Consider the following 17170-nt stretch of genomic DNA (forward strand, 5'->3'; position numbering starts at 1 on the left):
TTATTCCCACCAGCGATCGATGGCGGCGATATCGTCGTCCGACCAGCCGAAATGATGGGCGAATTCATGGACCACGACATGGCCCACCAGCGCGCCCAGGGTAACGTCGCCGCGCGCGGCCCATTCGTCCAGGATGGCACGGCGGAACAACCAGACCGTGTCGGGGAAATGCTGCGGCTCGCTGGCCGATTTCTCGGTCATCGGCACCCCGTCGTAAAGGCCGGTCAGGTCCAGCGGGTCGTCGATCTCCAGCTCGTCCAGCACGTCCTCGGCCGCGAAATCCTCGACCCGCAGCACGACCTGCGCGGCGGGGCCGGCGAATTCCGGCGGCAGGGCGGCAATGGCCTCGCGCGCCATTTCCTCGATCAGGGCCGCGTCGGGTGCCTCGGCAGTCTTCCAGTCCAGCATCGCATCACCTCGTCCTTAGGCCCCGATATGGACAAAAACCGCCGTTTGTGAAAGAGCGAAGCCGACAGGAGACCATCCATGACCACCACCCGCTTTGCCCCCTCGCCCACCGGCCACATCCATGTCGGCAACCTGCGCACGGCGCTGATGAACTATCTGATCGCGCGCAAGGCGGGCGGTACCTTCATCCTGCGCCTCGACGATACGGACCGCGAGCGGTCCAAGCAGGAATATGCGGACGGCATCCAGCGCGACCTGGAATGGCTGGGCCTGACCTGGGACCGGATCGAACGCCAGTCGGACCGGCTGGACCGCTATGCCGAGGCGGCCGAGGGGCTGCGTGCCGCCGGCCGGCTTTACGAGGTGTTCGAGACCCCGACCGAGCTGGACCTGAAGCGCAAGAAGCAGCTGAACATGGGCAAGCCGCCGGTCTACGACCGCGCCGGGCTGAACCTGTCGGACGAGGACAAGGCGCGTCTGCGGGCCGAGGGCCGGGACGGCTATTGGCGCTTCCTGCTGGATCAGGAGCGGATCGAGTGGCCGGACGGCATCCTGGGCGACATTTCCATCGACGCGGCGTCCGTGTCCGACCCCGTTCTGATCCGCGCCGACGGGCAGGTGCTTTATACCTTCGCGTCTTCGGTCGATGACGCCGACATGGGCGTCACCCATATCGTGCGCGGCGCCGACCATGTGACGAACACCGCGACGCAAATCCAGATCATCCGCGCGCTGGGCGCCACGCCGCCGGCCTTTGCCCACCACAGCCTGCTGACCGGCGCACAGGGTGAGGAGCTGTCCAAACGCCTGGGCGTGCTGGCGATCAAGGACCTGCGCGAAAATGGCGTGGCCCCGCAGGCGCTGCTGTCGCTGATGGCGCGGCTGGGCTCCTCGCAGCCGGTCGAGCTGAAGATGTCGCTGGACGAGCTGGCCGCCGGTTTCGAGCTGTCGCAGTTCGGCGCCTCGCCCACCAAGTTCGACGCCGAGGATCTGTGGCCGCTGACGCGCGAGGCGAACCAGTCCCTGCCCTTCGACGCGGTCAAGGAGCGCATCGCGGCCCTGGGCGTGCCTGCAGACCTGGCCGAGCGCTTCTGGCGGGTGGCGTCGCAGAACATCACCCGGCTTGACGACCTTGCGGGCTGGTGGCAGATCTTTTCGCAGGGGGCCGAGCCGCAGATCGACCCCGAGGATGCCGATTTCATCGCCCAGGCGATGACCCTGCTGCCGCCCCCGCCCTATAGCGACGCGACCTGGGGGGAATTCACCAATGCGGTCAAGCAGGCCACCGGCCGCAAGGGCAAGGCGCTGTTCATGCCGCTGCGCAAGGCGCTGACCGGCCAGGCGCATGGTCCCGATATGTCCGACGTCATGCCGCTGCTGCAGGTGGTCCGCGCACGGGGCTGACCGCAAGGCCTTGCCAGCGCCGCATCGCCGGGGCCTTCTGCATCCAGACCATGCAGGAGACCCGTCATGCAGGACCCGCACCGCAGCACCGCCGCAGCCGCGCGCTGGCTTGGCCGCGACATCGACACCCTGGCCGAGACGGAACGGCGCGTGCTGGACCGGCTCGGCAGCCGCCGGCCGATCAGTCGAGACGTCGGCGCCGAGGACGGCGGCGACCACGACCTTGGCGCCCGCATGGCCGACCGCGTGGCCAGCTTTGGCGGATCCTGGACCTTCATCGCCCTGTTTGCTCTGTTTCTGGCCGTCTGGTGCGCGCTGAACCTGACGATGGGGCGGCACGCCCTGGACCCCTATCCGTTCATCTTCCTGAACCTGATGCTGTCGATGCTGGCCGCGCTTCAGGCCCCCATCATCATGATGAGCCAGAACCGGCAGGCCGAAAAGGACCGCCGCGCCGCCGCGCATGACTACGAGGTGAACCTGAAGGCCGAGCTTGAAATCATGGCGCTGCACGAAAAGCTGGACCAGCTTCGCACCGATCAGCTTGCCCGCCTGATCGCACAGCAGCAAGAGCAACTGGACATGCTGGCCGAGACGCTGCGCCGATTGCAGCACCGGACCTGATGCGCGGCCAAGAAAGGTGAAAAAGCGTAGCAGACCCCCTTGACGCCTCCCACGCCTCGCCGTAGTTACCCCGCACCCGTGGCGGAGTAGCTCAGCTGGTTAGAGCAGAGGAATCATAATCCTTGTGTCGGGGGTTCAAATCCCTCCTCCGCTACCATCTCCCTTCCTTGGCGTTATCAGACAAATTGCCGCCGGCGGGAACCTGCCGACAATCGGCGGATTTTGTTGTATTCTATGATTGAGGCTGCGCAAGAACCTGCCGGAATCCGGGATTTTAAGCATAAACACGCCAGTTTTGCTCCCTGGGCCGGGAACCCGTTAAGTGTAATTTAACACCGCTCGTCTTAGACAAATGCCACCCGCGAAGGCGGGATGTGTATTGGAGACGACATGCCTACAGAACGTAATGACAGCATCACCATTGCCGCTCGGCTCGTGACCTGGGGTCTTGGTGGGGCGGACGAATTCCACTACAGCGGCGGTTCGGCCACCATCCACGGCGGCGACACGGGCGAAGCCTATGACACCAATGTCTATGGCACCAAGACAGGCGGCGACCGCCTGTTCATCGAAAGCAATGCCGGAACCCGCATCCACCTGACCTCGACCGAGGACGGGAAGGTGATGCGCGGCAGCGAAACCCTGACCTTCACCGGGATCGAGCGCCTGGTCCTGGGAGATGGCAACGACATCGTACGCGCCGGCCAGGCGGCGTTGGACCGCTATGGCCTTTCGATCTGGACCGGCGGCGGCAACGATCAGGTCAACGGCACGCGCGCGGGCGATTTCATTGACCCCGGCGAAGGCAACGACCGCGTCTGGGCCGGTGCGGGCGAAGACTTCATCAACGGGTCCCGTGGCAACGACACCATCTTCGGCGGCGCCGGCAATGACAACATCCGCTGGGGTCAGGGCACGGCCGAAGGCAACTCGGGCACCAAGGGCCTGGCCTATGGCAACGACGTGCTAAATGGCGGCACGGGCTCGGACGTGGTGAACCTTTGGGCGCACGACTGGGACGGGACGGGCGTTTCGGTCAAGATGACCTCGGCCGTGAACGGCACTGCCACGATCGACTTCACCGGCACCACCGAAACCGCCCGCTTCAATTCGTTCGAAACCGTCTGGACCCATGAAGGCCGGGACACGATCGACGGCTCGGGTGCGGACATCGGCCTGAACGCGGCCGGCTTCCATGCCGGCACGCGTTGGGGCAACGACGTGCTGATCGGTTCGGCGGGGCGCGACACCCTTGAAGGGGGCGAAGGCCGCGACACGATCACCGGCGGGCGTGGCAACGACCTGATCTCGGCCAATGGCGACTTCTTCAGCATGTCCGCGCCGGGCGACGGCGATGCCGACACGCTGATTTTCCGCGCGGGCCACGGTGCCGACACGGTGCTGGGCTTCGACGTCGGCATCGACCGGCTAGACCTGGGCGGGCGCCACTATTCCGTCTCTGAAAACGGCCAGGGCACGCTGCTGAACTTTGGCGGCGGCGACACCATCCTGCTGTCGCACGTCTTCGACTTCTGAGCCAGCAAAGGGGAGGCCGTGCGACGTGCACGGTCTCCCCTGCCAGCACACATCAGCCGCCAGGTCCAGGCGCCTGGCCTCGTGGACGCCGGCACCCGCAGTCATCCGCCAAGGCCGCCACACGCCGGGACGACCAGATCCCCCGCCGGGGGAATGCTTGGTCCATGCCCCAGGTCTCACCGTAACGCCCGCCCTGCCGAGAGCCCTTGCCCTCGTGTGGCCTGCCTTGCGTCCTCGGGGCAAGAACAGGCGCTCCCATCACGCCGACAGCACGACCCCCGCGCCCGCCAGCCAGGCAAAGCCGTTCGGAGGCAGCGACAGGACCGAGCCCGCGATCCTGCCGGACCCCGGCCCGATCAGGCTGGGCTTGCCCTTGACCCGCAGCGAGACGGGTTCCTTGGACAGGTTGAAGACGCAGGTGATCTCGGACCCATCGAGCATCCGGCGAAAGGCCAGGATGGGCTCGGGCAGGTCCAGGAACGTCACATCACCCCAGCGCAGCGCGGGCTGTCCCTTGCGGAAGGCCAGCGTCGCGCGATAGGCGGCCAGCACGCCGTCGTTGCCCTGGGCGTCCAGCGCCCGGGCGGCCTGCTCGGGTTTGACGGGCAACCAGGGCGCGCCCGACGAAAAGCCGGCGTTCGCGGCGGCCGCCTCCCAGACCATGGGAGTGCGGCAGCCGTCGCGGCCCTTGATCTCGGGCCAGAAGCGCAGCGCAGGCGGGTCGGTCAGTTCCTCATAGACCAGCTCCGTCTGGGTCTGGCCCAGTTCCTCGCCCTGATACAGGCAGACCGTGCCGGGAAAGGACGCAAGCATGGCGATGGCCTGGCGCGCCAGCGCCTCGGGGCTTTTGGCATGGGGCGCCCAGCGGGTGACATGGCGCATCACGTCGTGGTTGGAAAAGCTCCAGCAACTGTGGCCGTGCGGCGCGCCTTCGCGCACGCCCTCGATCACCTTGCGGAAATGGCCGGCGGTGAAGTCGGGGCTGAGCATCTCGAAGGAATAGCACATGTGCAGCCGGTCGGCGCCTTCGGTATAGGCGGCCATGATGTTGATCGCGGACTGCCCGCCGTCGCCGACCTCGCCCACCATCATGCGACCGTCGAATTCGTCCGTCTGGGCCCGCAGCCGCCGCAGGAACGCCAGGTTTTCCGGCTGGTTCTTGGAAAACAGCGGGATCTGGAAGCCGTAGGTGTCCGGCGCCGTATGGTCGGGGTTGAAGGGATTGTCGCGCAGGTGGCGGTCATGGAAGTAGTAGTTCACCGTATCCAGCCGGAACCCGTCCACCCCGCGCTCCAGCCAGAAGCGCATGGCGGCCAGCAGCGCGTCCTGCACCTCGGGGTTCCACAGATTCAGGTCGGGCTGCTCGATCAGGAAGTTGTGCAGGTAATACTGGCGCCGCCGCGGCTCCCATTCCCAGGCCGGGCCGCCGAAGACCGACGGCCAGTTGTTCGGCGGCGTGCCGTCGGGCTTGGGATCGGCCCAGACATACCAGTCGGCGCGCGGGTTGGTGCGGTCGCGCCGGCTTTCGACGAACCACGGGTGCTTGTCGCTGGAATGGCTGATGACCTGGTCGATGATGACCTTCAGCCCCAGTTCATGGGCCCGCGCGACCAGCGCGTCGAAATCGGCCAGGGTGCCGAACAGCGGGTCGATGTCGGTATAGTCCGACACGTCATAGCCCATGTCCTTCATCGGCGAGGTGAAGATCGGCGACAGCCAGATCGCATCCGCCCCCAGCCCGGCCACATGATCCAGCCGTTGCGTGATGCCGGGCAGGTCCCCGATACCGTCGCCGTTGCTGTCCTGAAAGCTTCGCGGATAGATCTGATAGATCACCGCGTCGCGCCACCACTCCTGCATGCCGATCCCCTTTGCGCCGGATTCGGGTTCACTGAACCACGCCCGATCCTGAACCGCAAAGGCCGGTAAAACGTTGCACCGGAGATTGTCTGAAACTGCACCTGCGCTAGAGTGATGGAAACGGCACGAGGAGCCCCGCCTTGCAACTGAAGGACAGCGACCGGGCCGCACTGCAATCGGGGTGCTGCGACCGACCCTTCCAGATCCTGGGCCCCCACGATCGCGGCGACAGCCGGTGGCTGACGGTGTTCCACCCGGACCTGGCGGCGCTCTGGGCCATGACGGACGGGGCCGAGACGCCCCTGCCCCGGCTGGGCGGCGACCTGTTCGGCGGCCCGATCCCGCCCGGGGACTATGTGCTGAAGGCACGGGCAGGCAGCGGACGCGAATGGCAGTTCCAGGACCCCTATCGATTCGGCCCGGTCCTGGGCGATATCGACCTGCACCTGATCGGCGAAGGCACGCACCGCCGCCTGTGGGACGCCCTGGGGGCGCATGTGACGACCCATCAGGGCGTTCCGGGAACGCATTTCGCGGTCTGGGCGCCGAATGCCCGGCGCGTTTCGGTCGTGGGGGACTTCAACCGCTGGGACGGGCGCATGCATCCGATGCGCCGTCTGGGCGGCAGTGGCGTATGGGAGATCTTCCTGCCCGACCTGGCCGAGGGCGCGCTTTACAAATACGAGATCCTGGATGCGCAGGGCGACGTGATCCTCAAGGCCGATCCGGTCGGGTTCGGCAGCCAGCACCCGCCGCAGAAGGCCAGCGTGGTGCGCGACATCCGCGGTTACGGCTGGCATGACGACGACTGGATCGAGCGCCGTGCCGCCGCGCAGGACCGCCGCGCCCCGGTCTCCATTTACGAGGTGCACCTGGGCAGCTGGCGGCGGCGGCTGGACCAGGACGGGCGCTTCCTGTCCTACAAGGAACTGGCCCGCGACCTGATCCCCTATGTCCGCGACCTGGGATTCACCCATATCGAGCTGATGCCGGTCAGCGAGTTTCCCTTTGATGGGTCCTGGGGCTACCAGCCGGTCGGGCTTTACGCGCCCACCATCCGCTTCGGTCCCCCGCATGAATTCCGCGACTTGGTCGATGCGGCGCACCGGGCGGGCCTGGGGGTGATCCTGGACTGGGTGCCGGGGCATTTCCCGACCGACGCGCATGGGCTCGCGCGGTTCGACGGCACCGCGCTTTACGAACATGCCGACCCGCGCGAGGGCTTCCACCAGGACTGGAACACCTTGATCTACAACTACGGCCGGACCGAGGTGCAGAACTTCCTGATCGCCAATGCGCTGTACTGGTTCAAGGAATACCACATCGACGGACTGCGGGTGGATGCGGTGGCGTCGATGCTGTATCGCGACTATTCGCGCCGGGCCGGCGAATGGGTGCCCAACAAGGACGGCGGCCGCGAGAACTACGAGGCGATCGCCTTTCTGCAGCAGATGAACGTCGCCACCTATGGCGAGGTGCCCGGCATCATGACCGTGGCCGAGGAAAGCACCAGCTTTCCCAAGGTCTCGGCCCCCGTCGATACCGGAGGCTTGGGCTTTGGCTACAAGTGGAACATGGGCTGGATGAACGACACGCTGCGCTACATGGCGCGCGAGCCCATTCACCGCAAATACCACCACGACCTGATGACCTTTGGCATGGTCTATGCGTTTTCAGAGAATTTCATCCTGCCGATCAGCCATGACGAGGTGGTCCACGGCAAGGGCAGCATGCTGCGCAAGATGCCCGGCGACGCCTGGCAGCAATTCGCGAACCTGCGCGCCTATTACGGTTTCATGTGGTGCCATCCCGGCAAGAAGCTGATCTTCATGGGCTGCGAATTCGGCCAGCCCGAGGAATGGAACCACAATGGCGAGCTGAACTGGCAGGCGGCCGAAAAGCCGCTGAACCGCGGCCTCAGCGACCTGGTGCGCGACCTGAACCGGCTTTACCGCGAAACGCCCGCGCTGCACGTCGGGGACGCCGACCCCGAGGGCTTTGCCTGGCTTCGGAACGATCCCGACCAGTCGATCCTGGCCTGGCTGCGCCTGGGGGACACGGGCGATGCCCCGGTCGCGGTCATCTGCAACATGACCCCGGTGCCGCGCCACGGCTTTCGCATCGGCCTGCCCCGCACGGGTCATTGGCGCGAGGCCATCAACACCGACGCCAGCGTTTACGGCGGCAGCGGCCAGGGCAACCTGGGCGGTGTCGAGGCAAAGGGCGGACCGCTCGACGGGCAGCCCGCCTCGGCCTCGCTGACCCTGCCGCCGCTGTCGGTCGTGGTGCTGGTGGCCGGGGAAACAGGGTGATCCGGGTTCAAGGGAGGGTCTTTCAATGGTGGAACAACGACGCCTGACGCGCAGGGCCATGGCCTTCGTGCTGGCCGGGGGGCGCGGCTCGCGCCTGCGCGAACTGACCGACCGGCGGGTCAAGCCTGCCGTCTATTTCGGCGGCAAGACGCGGATCATCGACTTCGCGCTGTCGAACGCGATGAACTCGGGCATCCGCAAGATCGCGGTCGCCACGCAATACAAGGCCCACAGCCTGATCCGGCACGTCCAGCGGGGCTGGAACTTCTTTCGCCCGGAACGCAACGAATTCCTGGACATCCTGCCTGCCAGCCAGCGCATGTCCGAGGAACACTGGTATCGCGGCACCGCCGACGCCGTGACCCAGAACATCGACATCGTCGACAGCTATGACGTGGATTACATCGTCATCCTGGCGGGCGATCACATCTACAAGATGGATTACGAAATCATGCTGCGCGAGCATGTCGAAAGCGGCGCGGACGTGACCGTCGGCTGCCTGACCGTTCCCCGGATGGAGGCCACCGCCTTTGGCGTGATGGCGGTGGACGACACCGGGCGCATCACCTCGTTCCTGGAAAAGCCGGCCGATCCGCCCGCCATGCCGGGCGATCCCGACCATGCGCTGGCCTCGATGGGGATCTATGTCTTCAACTGGGCGTATCTGCGCGACCTGTTGCTACGGGATGCCCAGGACCCGAACTCCAGCCACGATTTCGGCAACGACCTGATCCCGGACATCGTCAGGAACGGCAAGGCGATGGCGCACCGCTTCGACATCTCCTGCGTTCGCGCCGAGGGCGGCCCCGCCTATTGGAAGGACGTGGGCACGGTCGATGCCTTCTGGCAGGCCAACATCGACCTGACCGACTTTACCCCCGACCTGAACCTGTGGGACCACGACTGGCCGATCTGGACCAATGCGGTGATGACGCCCCCCGCCAAGTTCATCCATGACGAAAAGGGCCGGCGCGGGGTGGCGATCTCGTCCATGGTGTCGGGGGGCTGCATCGTCTCGGGGACCGAGATCCGCAATTCGCTGCTGTTCACGCAGGTCCACACCAACAGCTATGCGGTGCTGGATCACGCGGTGGTGCTGCCCTATGTGACGGTCCACCGCAGCGCGCACCTGCGCAACGTGGTGATCGACCGCGGCGTCGTCATTCCCGAAGGTCTGGTCGTGGGCGAGGACCCGACCGAAGACGCCAAGTGGTTCCGCGTCACGGAACGCGGCATCGTGCTGATCACCCAGGACATGCTGGACCGGCGCGCCGCAGAGTTGTAACCGGCGGCGCATCGCCGTTTACCGTGAATTCATCTTTCTGCGCTTTGCTCTGACGCGTCGGGTCGGTGTTTCAACAAAGGGGTTTCTCATGACGCAGGTTCTTTCGGTCGCCTCGGAATGCGCACCCCTGATCAAGACGGGGGGGCTTGCCGATGTGGCAGGCGCCCTGCCCGCGGCGCTGGCGGCCGAAGGGGTTCGGATGCGCACGCTGCTGCCCGGATATCCGGCGGTGATGACCGCCCTGTCCGGGGCCGAGCCGGTGGCCGATTTCGACGACCTGTTCGGGGGACCTGGACGGTTGCTTGCGGGTACGGCGGCGGGGCTCGACCTGCTGGTGATCGAGGCGCCGCACCTTTACGACCGGGTCGGCGGGCCCTATCTGGCGCCCAGCGGCCAGGACTGGCCCGACAATCCCGAACGCTTCGCCGCGCTGTCCTGGATCGCGGCCCATGTGGCGACCCATGGGGCCGGGGACTGGCGGCCCCAGGTCTTGCACGGGCACGACTGGCAGGCCGGGTTCATGACCGAATACCTGTCCTACATGGGCACGCGGGACGTGCGCAGCGTGCTGACCATCCACAACATCGCCTTTCACGGCGCGACCGGCCCCGAGCGCATCCCGTCGCTGCGGCTGGACCCCTGGCGCTTTCACCCGGACGGATACGAATTCTGGGGCCAGGTCTCGGCGCTCAAGGCGGGGCTTGTCGGCGCGGACGTGCTGACCACCGTCTCGCCGCGCTACGCCGAGGAGCTGATGACGCCCGAATTCGGCATGGGCATGGACGGGATGATGCGCGCCCGCCGGGGCAGCCTGACGGGCATCCTGAACGGCATCGACGCCCAGGCCTGGGATCCGGCCGCCGACCCGCTGATCCAGCCCTATGCGCAGCCCCAGGGCAAGCGCGCGAACAAGGCCGCGCTGCAGGACGAACTGGACCTGCCCCCGGCCGAAGGCCCGCTGTGCATCATCGTCTCGCGCATGACGCATCAGAAGGGGCTGGACCTCGTGCTCGACGCGTTGCCGGTGCTTCTGGAACGGGGCGGGCAGCTGGCGCTGCTGGGCTCGGGCGAGCGCTGGCTCGAGGATGCGTTCCGCGACCTGGCCTGGCAGCAGCCCAACGTCGCCGTCCGCATCGGCTATGACGAGGCGCTGTCGCACCGGATGATGGCGGGCGCCGACGCGATCCTTGTCCCCTCGCGGTTCGAACCCTGCGGCCTGACCCAGCTTTACGGGCTGCGCTATGGCACCGTGCCGCTGGTCGCGCTGACCGGGGGGCTGGCCGATACGGTCATCAACGCCTCGCCCGCCGCCCTGGCGCGCGGCGTGGCAACCGGGCTGCAATTTGCCCCGGTGACGGCAGAGGCGCTGCGCAATGCGCTGGCCAACCTGTGCAGGCTTTACAGCCAGCCCAGGGTGTGGTCGCGGATTCAGCGCAACGCCATGGCGCAACCCGTCGGCTGGGACCAGTCGGCCGCGGCCTACGCCCGGCTTTACGACAGGCTGATCGCCCCGGAATGAACCGCAACCCCACCATCACCGCAGGCCATCCGGCGCCGCTTGGCGCCAGCTTCGATGGCGCGGGGGTCAATTTCGCGCTGTTTTCCCAGCACGGCAGCCGGGTCCAGCTGTGCCTGTTCGACGCGCGCGGCAGGGAAACCCGGCTGGACCTGCCCGAACGCGACGGCCATGTCTGGCACGGCTATATCCCCGGGCTGCGTCCGGGGCAGAAATACGGCTATCGCGTGGATGGGCCCTATGTGCCCGCGCAGGGGCACCGCTTCAACCCCAACAAGCTGCTGATCGACCCCTATGCCAAGCGCCTGACGGGCAGCCCGGTCCAGCACGACGCGCTGCTGGGCTATCGCGCCCGCGACCCTGCCGCCGACCTCAGCTTCGATCCGCGCGACAGCGCGCCGTTCGTGCCGCGTTCGGTGGTGGTCGATCCGGCGTTTTCCTGGGGTGCGGACGCGCCCCTGCGCCACCCGATGATCGACACCGTGATCTATGAGGCGCATGTCAAGGGCATGACCGCCGCCCGCAGCGACATCCCCGACGCCGGCACCTTTCTGGCGCTCGCCTCGGACCCGATCCTGGATCACCTGAACCGGCTGGGCATCACCGCGATCGAGCTTTTGCCCGTCCACGCCTTTGCCGACGACGCCTTCCTGGTCGAACGGCGGCTGCGCAACTATTGGGGCTACATGTCCTATGGCTTTTTCGCGCCCGAGCCGCGCTATCTGCGCGACGGCGACATCGCCGAGTTCCAGCAGATGGTGTCGCGCTTTCACCGCGCCGGGATCGAGGTGATCCTGGACGTGGTCTACAACCACACCGCCGAAGGGAACGAGCTTGGTCCCACGCTGTGCTTTCGCGGTCTCGACAACGCCGCCTATTACCGCCTGCAGGACGACCGGCGGTTCTACGTCAACGACGCGGGCACCGGCAATGTGCTGAACCTGGACAGTCCCTTCACCCTGCGGCTGGTCATGGACAGCCTGCGCTATTGGGTCGAGGTGATGCACGTCGACGGGTTCCGCTTCGACCTGTGCTCGGCGCTCGGGCGGTCGCGCGGCGTGTTCGACAGCGACGGCTCGTTCTTTCGGGCGCTGCGGCAGGACCCGGTGCTGAACCGCGTCAAGCTGATCGCCGAGCCATGGGACCTGGGCCCGGGGGGCTATCAGCTGGGCGCCTATCCCGCCCCCTTCGCCGAATGGAACGACCATTTCCGCGACCAGGTGCGGGGCTTCTGGCGGGGCGATCCCGGGCTGGTCGGCAAGATCGCCAAGCGTATCGCGGGCTCGGCCGCGCGCTTCGACCACGACGGGCGGGCGGCGACCAGTTCGGTCAACTTCATCTCGGCCCATGACGGCTTCACGCTGATGGATACGGTCAGCTACAGCCGCAAGCACAATGACGCCAACCTTGAGGGCAACCGGGACGGCCACGACCACAACCTGTCCGACAATTGCGGGGTCGAGGGTCCGACCGAGGACCCGGCGATCCTGGCCCGCCGCGCGCGCCGCCGCCGCAACCTGATGGCCACGCTGCTTCTGTCCCAGGGCACGCCGATGATCCTTGCGGGGGACGAGCTGGGCAATTCCCAGGGCGGCAACAACAACGCCTATTGCCAGGACAACCCCATCGGCTGGATCGACTGGGACGCGGCAGACGCCGGGTTCCTGGATTTCTGTCGCCGGCTGATCGCCTTTCGCAAGGCCCATCCGATCCTGCGGCAGAAACGCTTCCTGCACAGCCAGCCGCGCGAACAGGACGGCATCCCCGACCTGTTCTGGCGCCGCGCCGACGGCCAGGCCATGCAGGAGCGCGACTGGACCGACCCCCAGCTGCGCCTGGTCGCGGCCGAGATGCGCATGGCCTCGGGGACGCCCGCCTATGCCGCGCTGCGCGGCGCCGTGTTTCTGGTCCTGAACGCCGGCCCCGAAACCCGCGTGCACCTGCCCGCCACGGCCACCCGCGGCGCCTGGCGGCGCCAGTTCGACACCAGCCAAGACGGCGTGCTGGACCGCGTCGCAGCCCGCATCGAAACCATTCCCCCGGAAAGCGTGGTGGTCTTTGTCCTGTCCGAAAGCTGATCCCCCCACCTGTCGCCCGCCCCGCCTGATCGCTGGGCAGGAGAGCGAAAATCCGGGCAGGCGCCCGGGGCCGCCAGCCATGCCCCGCCTTTCCAAGCCTGCCAAATCCCGGCACCACCGAGAATGACGAAACCGTGCCCCTCCGCCCCGCCCCCATCCTCAGAGTTCCAGCCATGATGACCTCAGACCCGACCCCGGTGCCTTCGGCGCAGATGCTGACCGACCAGATCCTGCACCACCTGACCCACACCCAGGGCCGCGGCCCGGAATTCGCCACCATCTTCGACTGGCGCCTGGCGGTCAGCTATACGATCCGCGACCTGATCGTGACGCCTTGGGTGGCGGGGCACCGCGCCTCGCGCGATCAAAAGGCCAAGCGGGTCTATTACCTGTCGATGGAGTTCCTGATCGGCCGCATCCTGGGCGACGCGATCATCAATCTGGGCCTCGACCGCCAGATGGACGAGGCGTTGGCGTCCCTCGGGCTCGACAAGCAGGCGATCCTCGAGGACGAGCCCGATGCCGCCCTGGGGAACGGGGGGCTTGGGCGGCTGGCGGCCTGTTTCATGGAATCGCTCTCAAGCCTCGGGGTGCCGGCCTATGGCTACGGCATCCGCTATGAGCACGGGCTGTTTTCGCAGCGGTTCGAGGGCGGCCAGCAGGTCGAGGCGCCCGAGGACTGGCTGAACCAGCCCCACCCCTGGGAATTCGTGCGCATCGACTACAGCTATACCATCGGCTTCAAGGGCCATGTCGAAACGGTCGACGGCCAAAGCCTGTGGCGCCCGGGCGAAAGCGTGATCGCGCGGGCCTATGACACGCCGGTGATCGGCTGGAAGGGCGAATGGGCGAACACGCTGCGGCTGTGGGGGGCGCAGCCCACGCATCTGTTCGACCTGCACCGCTTCAACGCGGGCGACCACACCGAGGCCGCCAAGCCCGAGGCGCTGGCCCGCACCCTGTCGCGCGTCCTTTACCCCGACGACACCACCGAAAGCGGCAAGGAGCTGCGGCTGAAGCAGGAATATTTCCTGACCTCGGCCGCGCTTCAGGACATCCTGCGCCGCTTTGTCGCCGAACACGGAGAGGATCTGGCCAGCCTGCCCGACAAGGTGGCGATCCAGTTGAACGACACCCACCCCGCCATCGCCGGGCCGGAACTGATCCGGCTTTTGATGGACGAACACGGCTTCGGCTTTCCCGAGGCGCTGGCCCTGGCGCGGCGGACGCTGAACTATACCAACCACACCCTGCTGCCCGAGGCGCTGGAGCGCTGGTCGACCTGGCTGATGGGCCATGTGCTGCCGCGCCACCTGCAGATCATCGAGATGATCGACGCCGAGCATCGCGCCAACACGGCGCGCCCCTCGCATGTCGGCATCGTCCAGAACGACCAGGTGCTGATGGGCGAACTGGCCTTCATCATGGCGGGCAAGGTGAACGGCGTCTCGGCGCTGCACACGGACCTGGTGCGCTCGACCGTCTTTGCCGACCTGCACCGCCTGCACCCCGAGCGGATCGTGAACGAAACCAACGGCGTCACCCCCCGCCGCTGGCTGCGGCTGGCGAACCCGCCGCTGGCGGGGCTGCTGGACCAGACCATCGGCAGCGGCTGGACGGGCGATCTGGACCAACTGGCGATGCTGGCGCCCTATGCCACGGACGCGGGCTTTCGCGACAAGCTGCGCGCCGCCAAGCGCCAGAACAAGGTGGCGCTGTCGAACGGGATGCTGGCGCGCCTGGGCATCAAGGCCGACCCGGATGCGATCTTTGACGTGCAGGTCAAGCGGATGCACGAATACAAGCGCCAGCTTCTGAACATCCTGGAGGCCATCGCGCTGTGGCACCGCATCCATGAGGAACCGAACGGCGACTGGATGCCCCGGCTGAAGATCTTCGGCGGCAAGGCGGCGCCGGGCTACTGGATGGCGAAATCGGTCATCCACCTGATCAACGACGTGGCGGCCACGATCAACCAGGACCCGGTGACGGCGAAATACCTGCAGATCGCCTATCCGCCGAACTACAACGTCTCGATGGCCGAAAAGCTGATCCCGGCGGCGGACCTGTCCGAACAGATCTCGACCGCGGGGAAAGAGGCCTCGGGTACCGGCAACATGAAGTTCACGATGAACGGGGCGCTGACCATCGGCACGCTCGACGGGGCCAATGTGGAAATCCGCGACCTGGTCGGGCCCGAGAACTTCTTCCTGTTCGGCCTGACCACCGAGGAGGCTGCTGCCGAAAAGGCCCGCCCCGGCCACGGCCGCGCCGCGATCGAGAAAAGCGAGGACATGAAGATCGCCCTGCAGCTGATCGCCGAAGGAAGGTTCGGGCGGCCCGAGCATTACTTCACCCTGCTGGACCGGACCTGGAACGACGACCCGTTCCTGGTGGCTTCGGATTTCGACGATTACTTCGCCTGCCAGCGCCGGGTGGACGCCGCCTATCGCGACCGCGAGGACTGGGACCGGATGGCCACGCTGAACATCGCCCGGTCGGGCTATTTCTCATCCGACCGCACGATCCGGGGCTATATGCAGGATATCTGGCAGGTCGAATCGCTGATCCGCTAGCGGCGGTGCACCTTTCGGACCGCAGCGCGGGCGTTCGCCTGGCTCAGTCCGAGGAGGCATGGAGTCGCTAAGGACCGGCGCGCGCATCCGGCCTGACGGACGCCAGGGGCGCAGGCGCCCCTGCCGGCGGTCGTCAGTCCTGCAGCGCGCGGACCAGCGCCGTGAAGTGCTCGCCGCGCTTTTCGAAGTTCGGGTATTGATCGAAGCTGGCGGCGGCGGGGGCCAGCAGGACGGTTTCGCCGGGCTGGGCCTCGGCCGCCGCGCGGGCGACGGCCTGGTCCATCGTTTCCAGCACCTCGTGCGGGGTCTGGCCCAGTTGCAGGGCGAAATCGCGGCCGGAATGGCCGATCAGATAGGCCTTGACCACCGCGCCGAGGAAGGGGGTCAGCGCCTCGATCCCGCCTTCCTTGCCCATGCCGCCGGCGATCCAGCGGATGTTTCTGAACGCCGTCAGCGCCTTGGCGGCTGCGTCCACATTGGTGGCCTTGCTGTCGTTGACCCAGGCAACGCCGTTGATCTCGGCCACGCGCTGGCTGCGGTGCGGCAGGCCCTGGAAGCTGTGGAAGGCGCGCTCGATCTCGCGCGGGGCGATGCCGATGGCGCGGGTCGCGGCATAGGCGGCGCAGGCGTTCTGGTGGTTGTGCTCGCCCGGCAAGCCGGCGATCTCGCGCAGGTCGATCGCGGCGACCTGGCGGCCCTTGCGCCATTCGGCGAGGAAGCCCTTGCGGGCAAAGACCGACCAGCCGAAACGTTCCAGCTTTTGCCCCGAGGAGATGCGGATCACCCGGTCGTCCGAGGGGCCCATGCCAAGCTGGCCGGCGAGGGAGCGGCCCTCGACCTCGTCGACGCCGATCACGGCGCGGTCGGGGCCGCCCTCGGCGAACAGCCGGCGCTTGGCGGCAAAATAGCCCCCCGGCCCGCCGTGGCGGTCAAGATGGTCGGGCGAGAGGTTCGTGAAGACCGCCACGTCGGGTGTCAGGGCGCGCGCCAGGTCGGTCTGGTAGCTGGACAGTTCCAAGACGATCACCTCGCCGTCATGGGGCGGGTCGAGCGACAGGACGCCGGTGCCGATGTTGCCGCCCATCTGTGTGGGCCGGCCGGCTTCCTGCAGGATGTGGTGGATCAGCGCGGTGGTGGTCGACTTGCCGTTCGAGCCGGTGACGGCGATGACGCGCGGCGGAGTGTCGAAGGCGTCCCAGCCCTGGGTGGCGAAGCTGCGAAAGAACAGCCCGATGTCGTTGTCGACCGGCACGCCCAGGTCGTAGGCGCAGGCGATGACGGGATGCGGCCGGGGGTAAAGGTGCGGGATGCCGGGGCTGGTGATCAGCGCGTCGATGCCGTCCCAGTGCGCCTCGCGGGTCAGGTCGAGGACGGTCATGCCGTCCTGTTCCGCCTGCGCGCGGGTGTCCGCGCCATCGTCCCAGACCACGACCCGAGCGCCCCCGGCGACGAGCGCCGCCACTGTGGCCCGGCCCGAGCGGCCGAGGCCGAGGACGGCGATGGTCTGGTTCTGAACGCCTTGAACCGGGATCATGGTGCTTCCTTGGGTTTGGAAGGCCGGGGGCGCTTCG

Annotated in this window: 11 protein-coding genes and 1 tRNA gene; 9 read left to right on the forward strand and 3 right to left on the reverse strand. The window is 67.1% G+C overall.

Going from position 1 to position 17170, the window contains the following annotated elements; all coding sequences use genetic code 11:
• Positions 1-408 (reverse strand): metallopeptidase family protein, encoded by a 408-nt coding sequence (locus BU28_RS0102580; protein ID WP_028718055.1) that lies wholly within the window; start codon positions 406-408, stop codon positions 1-3.
• Between the two features lie 78 nt (positions 409-486).
• On the opposite strand from BU28_RS0102580, the gene gltX reads away from it, so the two are divergent.
• The 4 genes from gltX (at position 487) to BU28_RS21855 (ending at position 3972) form a co-directional block, all read left to right on the forward strand.
• Positions 487-1812, forward strand: coding sequence for a glutamate--tRNA ligase (gene gltX, locus BU28_RS0102585; RefSeq protein ID WP_028718056.1), 1326 nt, complete (start codon positions 487-489; stop codon positions 1810-1812).
• A 66-nt stretch (positions 1813-1878) separates the two neighbouring features.
• Entirely contained in the window at positions 1879-2436 is a 558-nt protein-coding gene (locus BU28_RS0102590; protein WP_028718057.1) for a DUF1003 domain-containing protein, read from the forward strand.
• A gap of 80 nt (positions 2437-2516) precedes the next feature.
• Positions 2517-2593 (forward strand) — tRNA-Met (locus BU28_RS0102595).
• A 233-nt stretch (positions 2594-2826) separates the two neighbouring features.
• Positions 2827-3972, forward strand: a complete 1146-nt coding sequence (locus BU28_RS21855; RefSeq protein ID WP_158212775.1) for a calcium-binding protein — start codon at positions 2827-2829, stop codon at positions 3970-3972.
• A 258-nt stretch (positions 3973-4230) separates the two neighbouring features.
• Here the strand turns inward: BU28_RS21855 and BU28_RS0102610 are convergent, their stop codons facing one another.
• Entirely contained in the window at positions 4231-5832 is a 1602-nt protein-coding gene (locus BU28_RS0102610) for an alpha-glucosidase family protein (protein WP_028718059.1), read from the reverse strand.
• Between the two features lie 140 nt (positions 5833-5972).
• Between BU28_RS0102610 and glgB the strand changes: the two genes are divergently transcribed.
• The 5 genes from glgB to BU28_RS0102635 all read left to right on the forward strand — a co-directional run bounded on the left by glgB (position 5973) and on the right by BU28_RS0102635 (position 15599).
• Positions 5973-8144 carry a 1,4-alpha-glucan branching protein GlgB gene (glgB, locus tag BU28_RS0102615; protein WP_028718060.1) on the forward strand — a complete coding sequence of 724 codons (2172 nt, stop codon included), beginning with the start codon at positions 5973-5975 and terminating at the stop codon, positions 8142-8144.
• A 25-nt stretch (positions 8145-8169) separates the two neighbouring features.
• On the forward strand, positions 8170-9429 hold the full coding sequence (gene glgC / locus BU28_RS0102620) for a glucose-1-phosphate adenylyltransferase (protein ID WP_036761811.1): 1260 nt from the start codon (positions 8170-8172) through the stop codon (positions 9427-9429).
• Between the two features lie 88 nt (positions 9430-9517).
• Positions 9518-10948: a glycogen synthase GlgA gene (gene glgA / locus BU28_RS0102625; RefSeq protein WP_028718062.1), complete on the forward strand. Its 1431-nt coding sequence runs from the start codon at positions 9518-9520 to the stop codon at positions 10946-10948.
• The gene (glgX, locus tag BU28_RS21860; protein WP_081791257.1) at positions 10945-13023 is read left to right on the forward strand and encodes a glycogen debranching protein GlgX; all 2079 of its coding nucleotides are present in this window, start codon (positions 10945-10947) and stop codon (positions 13021-13023) included. Before glgA ends, glgX begins: the two co-directional genes overlap by 4 nt.
• Positions 13024-13196: 173 nt before the next feature.
• Entirely contained in the window at positions 13197-15599 is a 2403-nt protein-coding gene (locus BU28_RS0102635; RefSeq protein WP_028718063.1) for a glycogen/starch/alpha-glucan phosphorylase, read from the forward strand.
• A gap of 133 nt (positions 15600-15732) precedes the next feature.
• Here BU28_RS0102635 and murD read toward each other — a convergent pair whose 3' ends face one another.
• Entirely contained in the window at positions 15733-17133 is a 1401-nt protein-coding gene (gene murD, locus BU28_RS0102640; protein WP_028718064.1) for a UDP-N-acetylmuramoyl-L-alanine--D-glutamate ligase, read from the reverse strand.
• Between the last annotated feature and the right edge of the window lie 37 nt (positions 17134-17170).

It is taken from the genome of Paracoccus yeei ATCC BAA-599 (assembly GCF_000622145.1).
GTDB lineage: Bacteria > Pseudomonadota > Alphaproteobacteria > Rhodobacterales > Rhodobacteraceae > Paracoccus > Paracoccus yeei.

What these genes read in the sequence shown, in the direction of transcription:
- BU28_RS21855 (WP_158212775.1), top strand. Translation starts at nt 2,827, where the DNA reads ATGCCTACAGAACGTAATGACAGCATCACCATTGCCGCTCGGCTCGTG.
- murD (WP_028718064.1), bottom strand. Translation starts at nt 17,133, where the DNA reads ATGATCCCGGTTCAAGGCGTTCAGAACCAGACCATCGCCGTCCTCGGC.
- glgX (WP_081791257.1), top strand. Translation starts at nt 10,945, where the DNA reads ATGAACCGCAACCCCACCATCACCGCAGGCCATCCGGCGCCGCTTGGC.
- glgC (WP_036761811.1), top strand. Translation starts at nt 8,170, where the DNA reads ATGGTGGAACAACGACGCCTGACGCGCAGGGCCATGGCCTTCGTGCTG.
- glgA (WP_028718062.1), top strand. Translation starts at nt 9,518, where the DNA reads ATGACGCAGGTTCTTTCGGTCGCCTCGGAATGCGCACCCCTGATCAAG.
- BU28_RS0102610 (WP_028718059.1), bottom strand. Translation starts at nt 5,832, where the DNA reads ATGCAGGAGTGGTGGCGCGACGCGGTGATCTATCAGATCTATCCGCGA.
- BU28_RS0102635 (WP_028718063.1), top strand. Translation starts at nt 13,197, where the DNA reads ATGATGACCTCAGACCCGACCCCGGTGCCTTCGGCGCAGATGCTGACC.
- gltX (WP_028718056.1), top strand. Translation starts at nt 487, where the DNA reads ATGACCACCACCCGCTTTGCCCCCTCGCCCACCGGCCACATCCATGTC.
- BU28_RS0102580 (WP_028718055.1), bottom strand. Translation starts at nt 408, where the DNA reads ATGCTGGACTGGAAGACTGCCGAGGCACCCGACGCGGCCCTGATCGAG.
- BU28_RS0102590 (WP_028718057.1), top strand. Translation starts at nt 1,879, where the DNA reads ATGCAGGACCCGCACCGCAGCACCGCCGCAGCCGCGCGCTGGCTTGGC.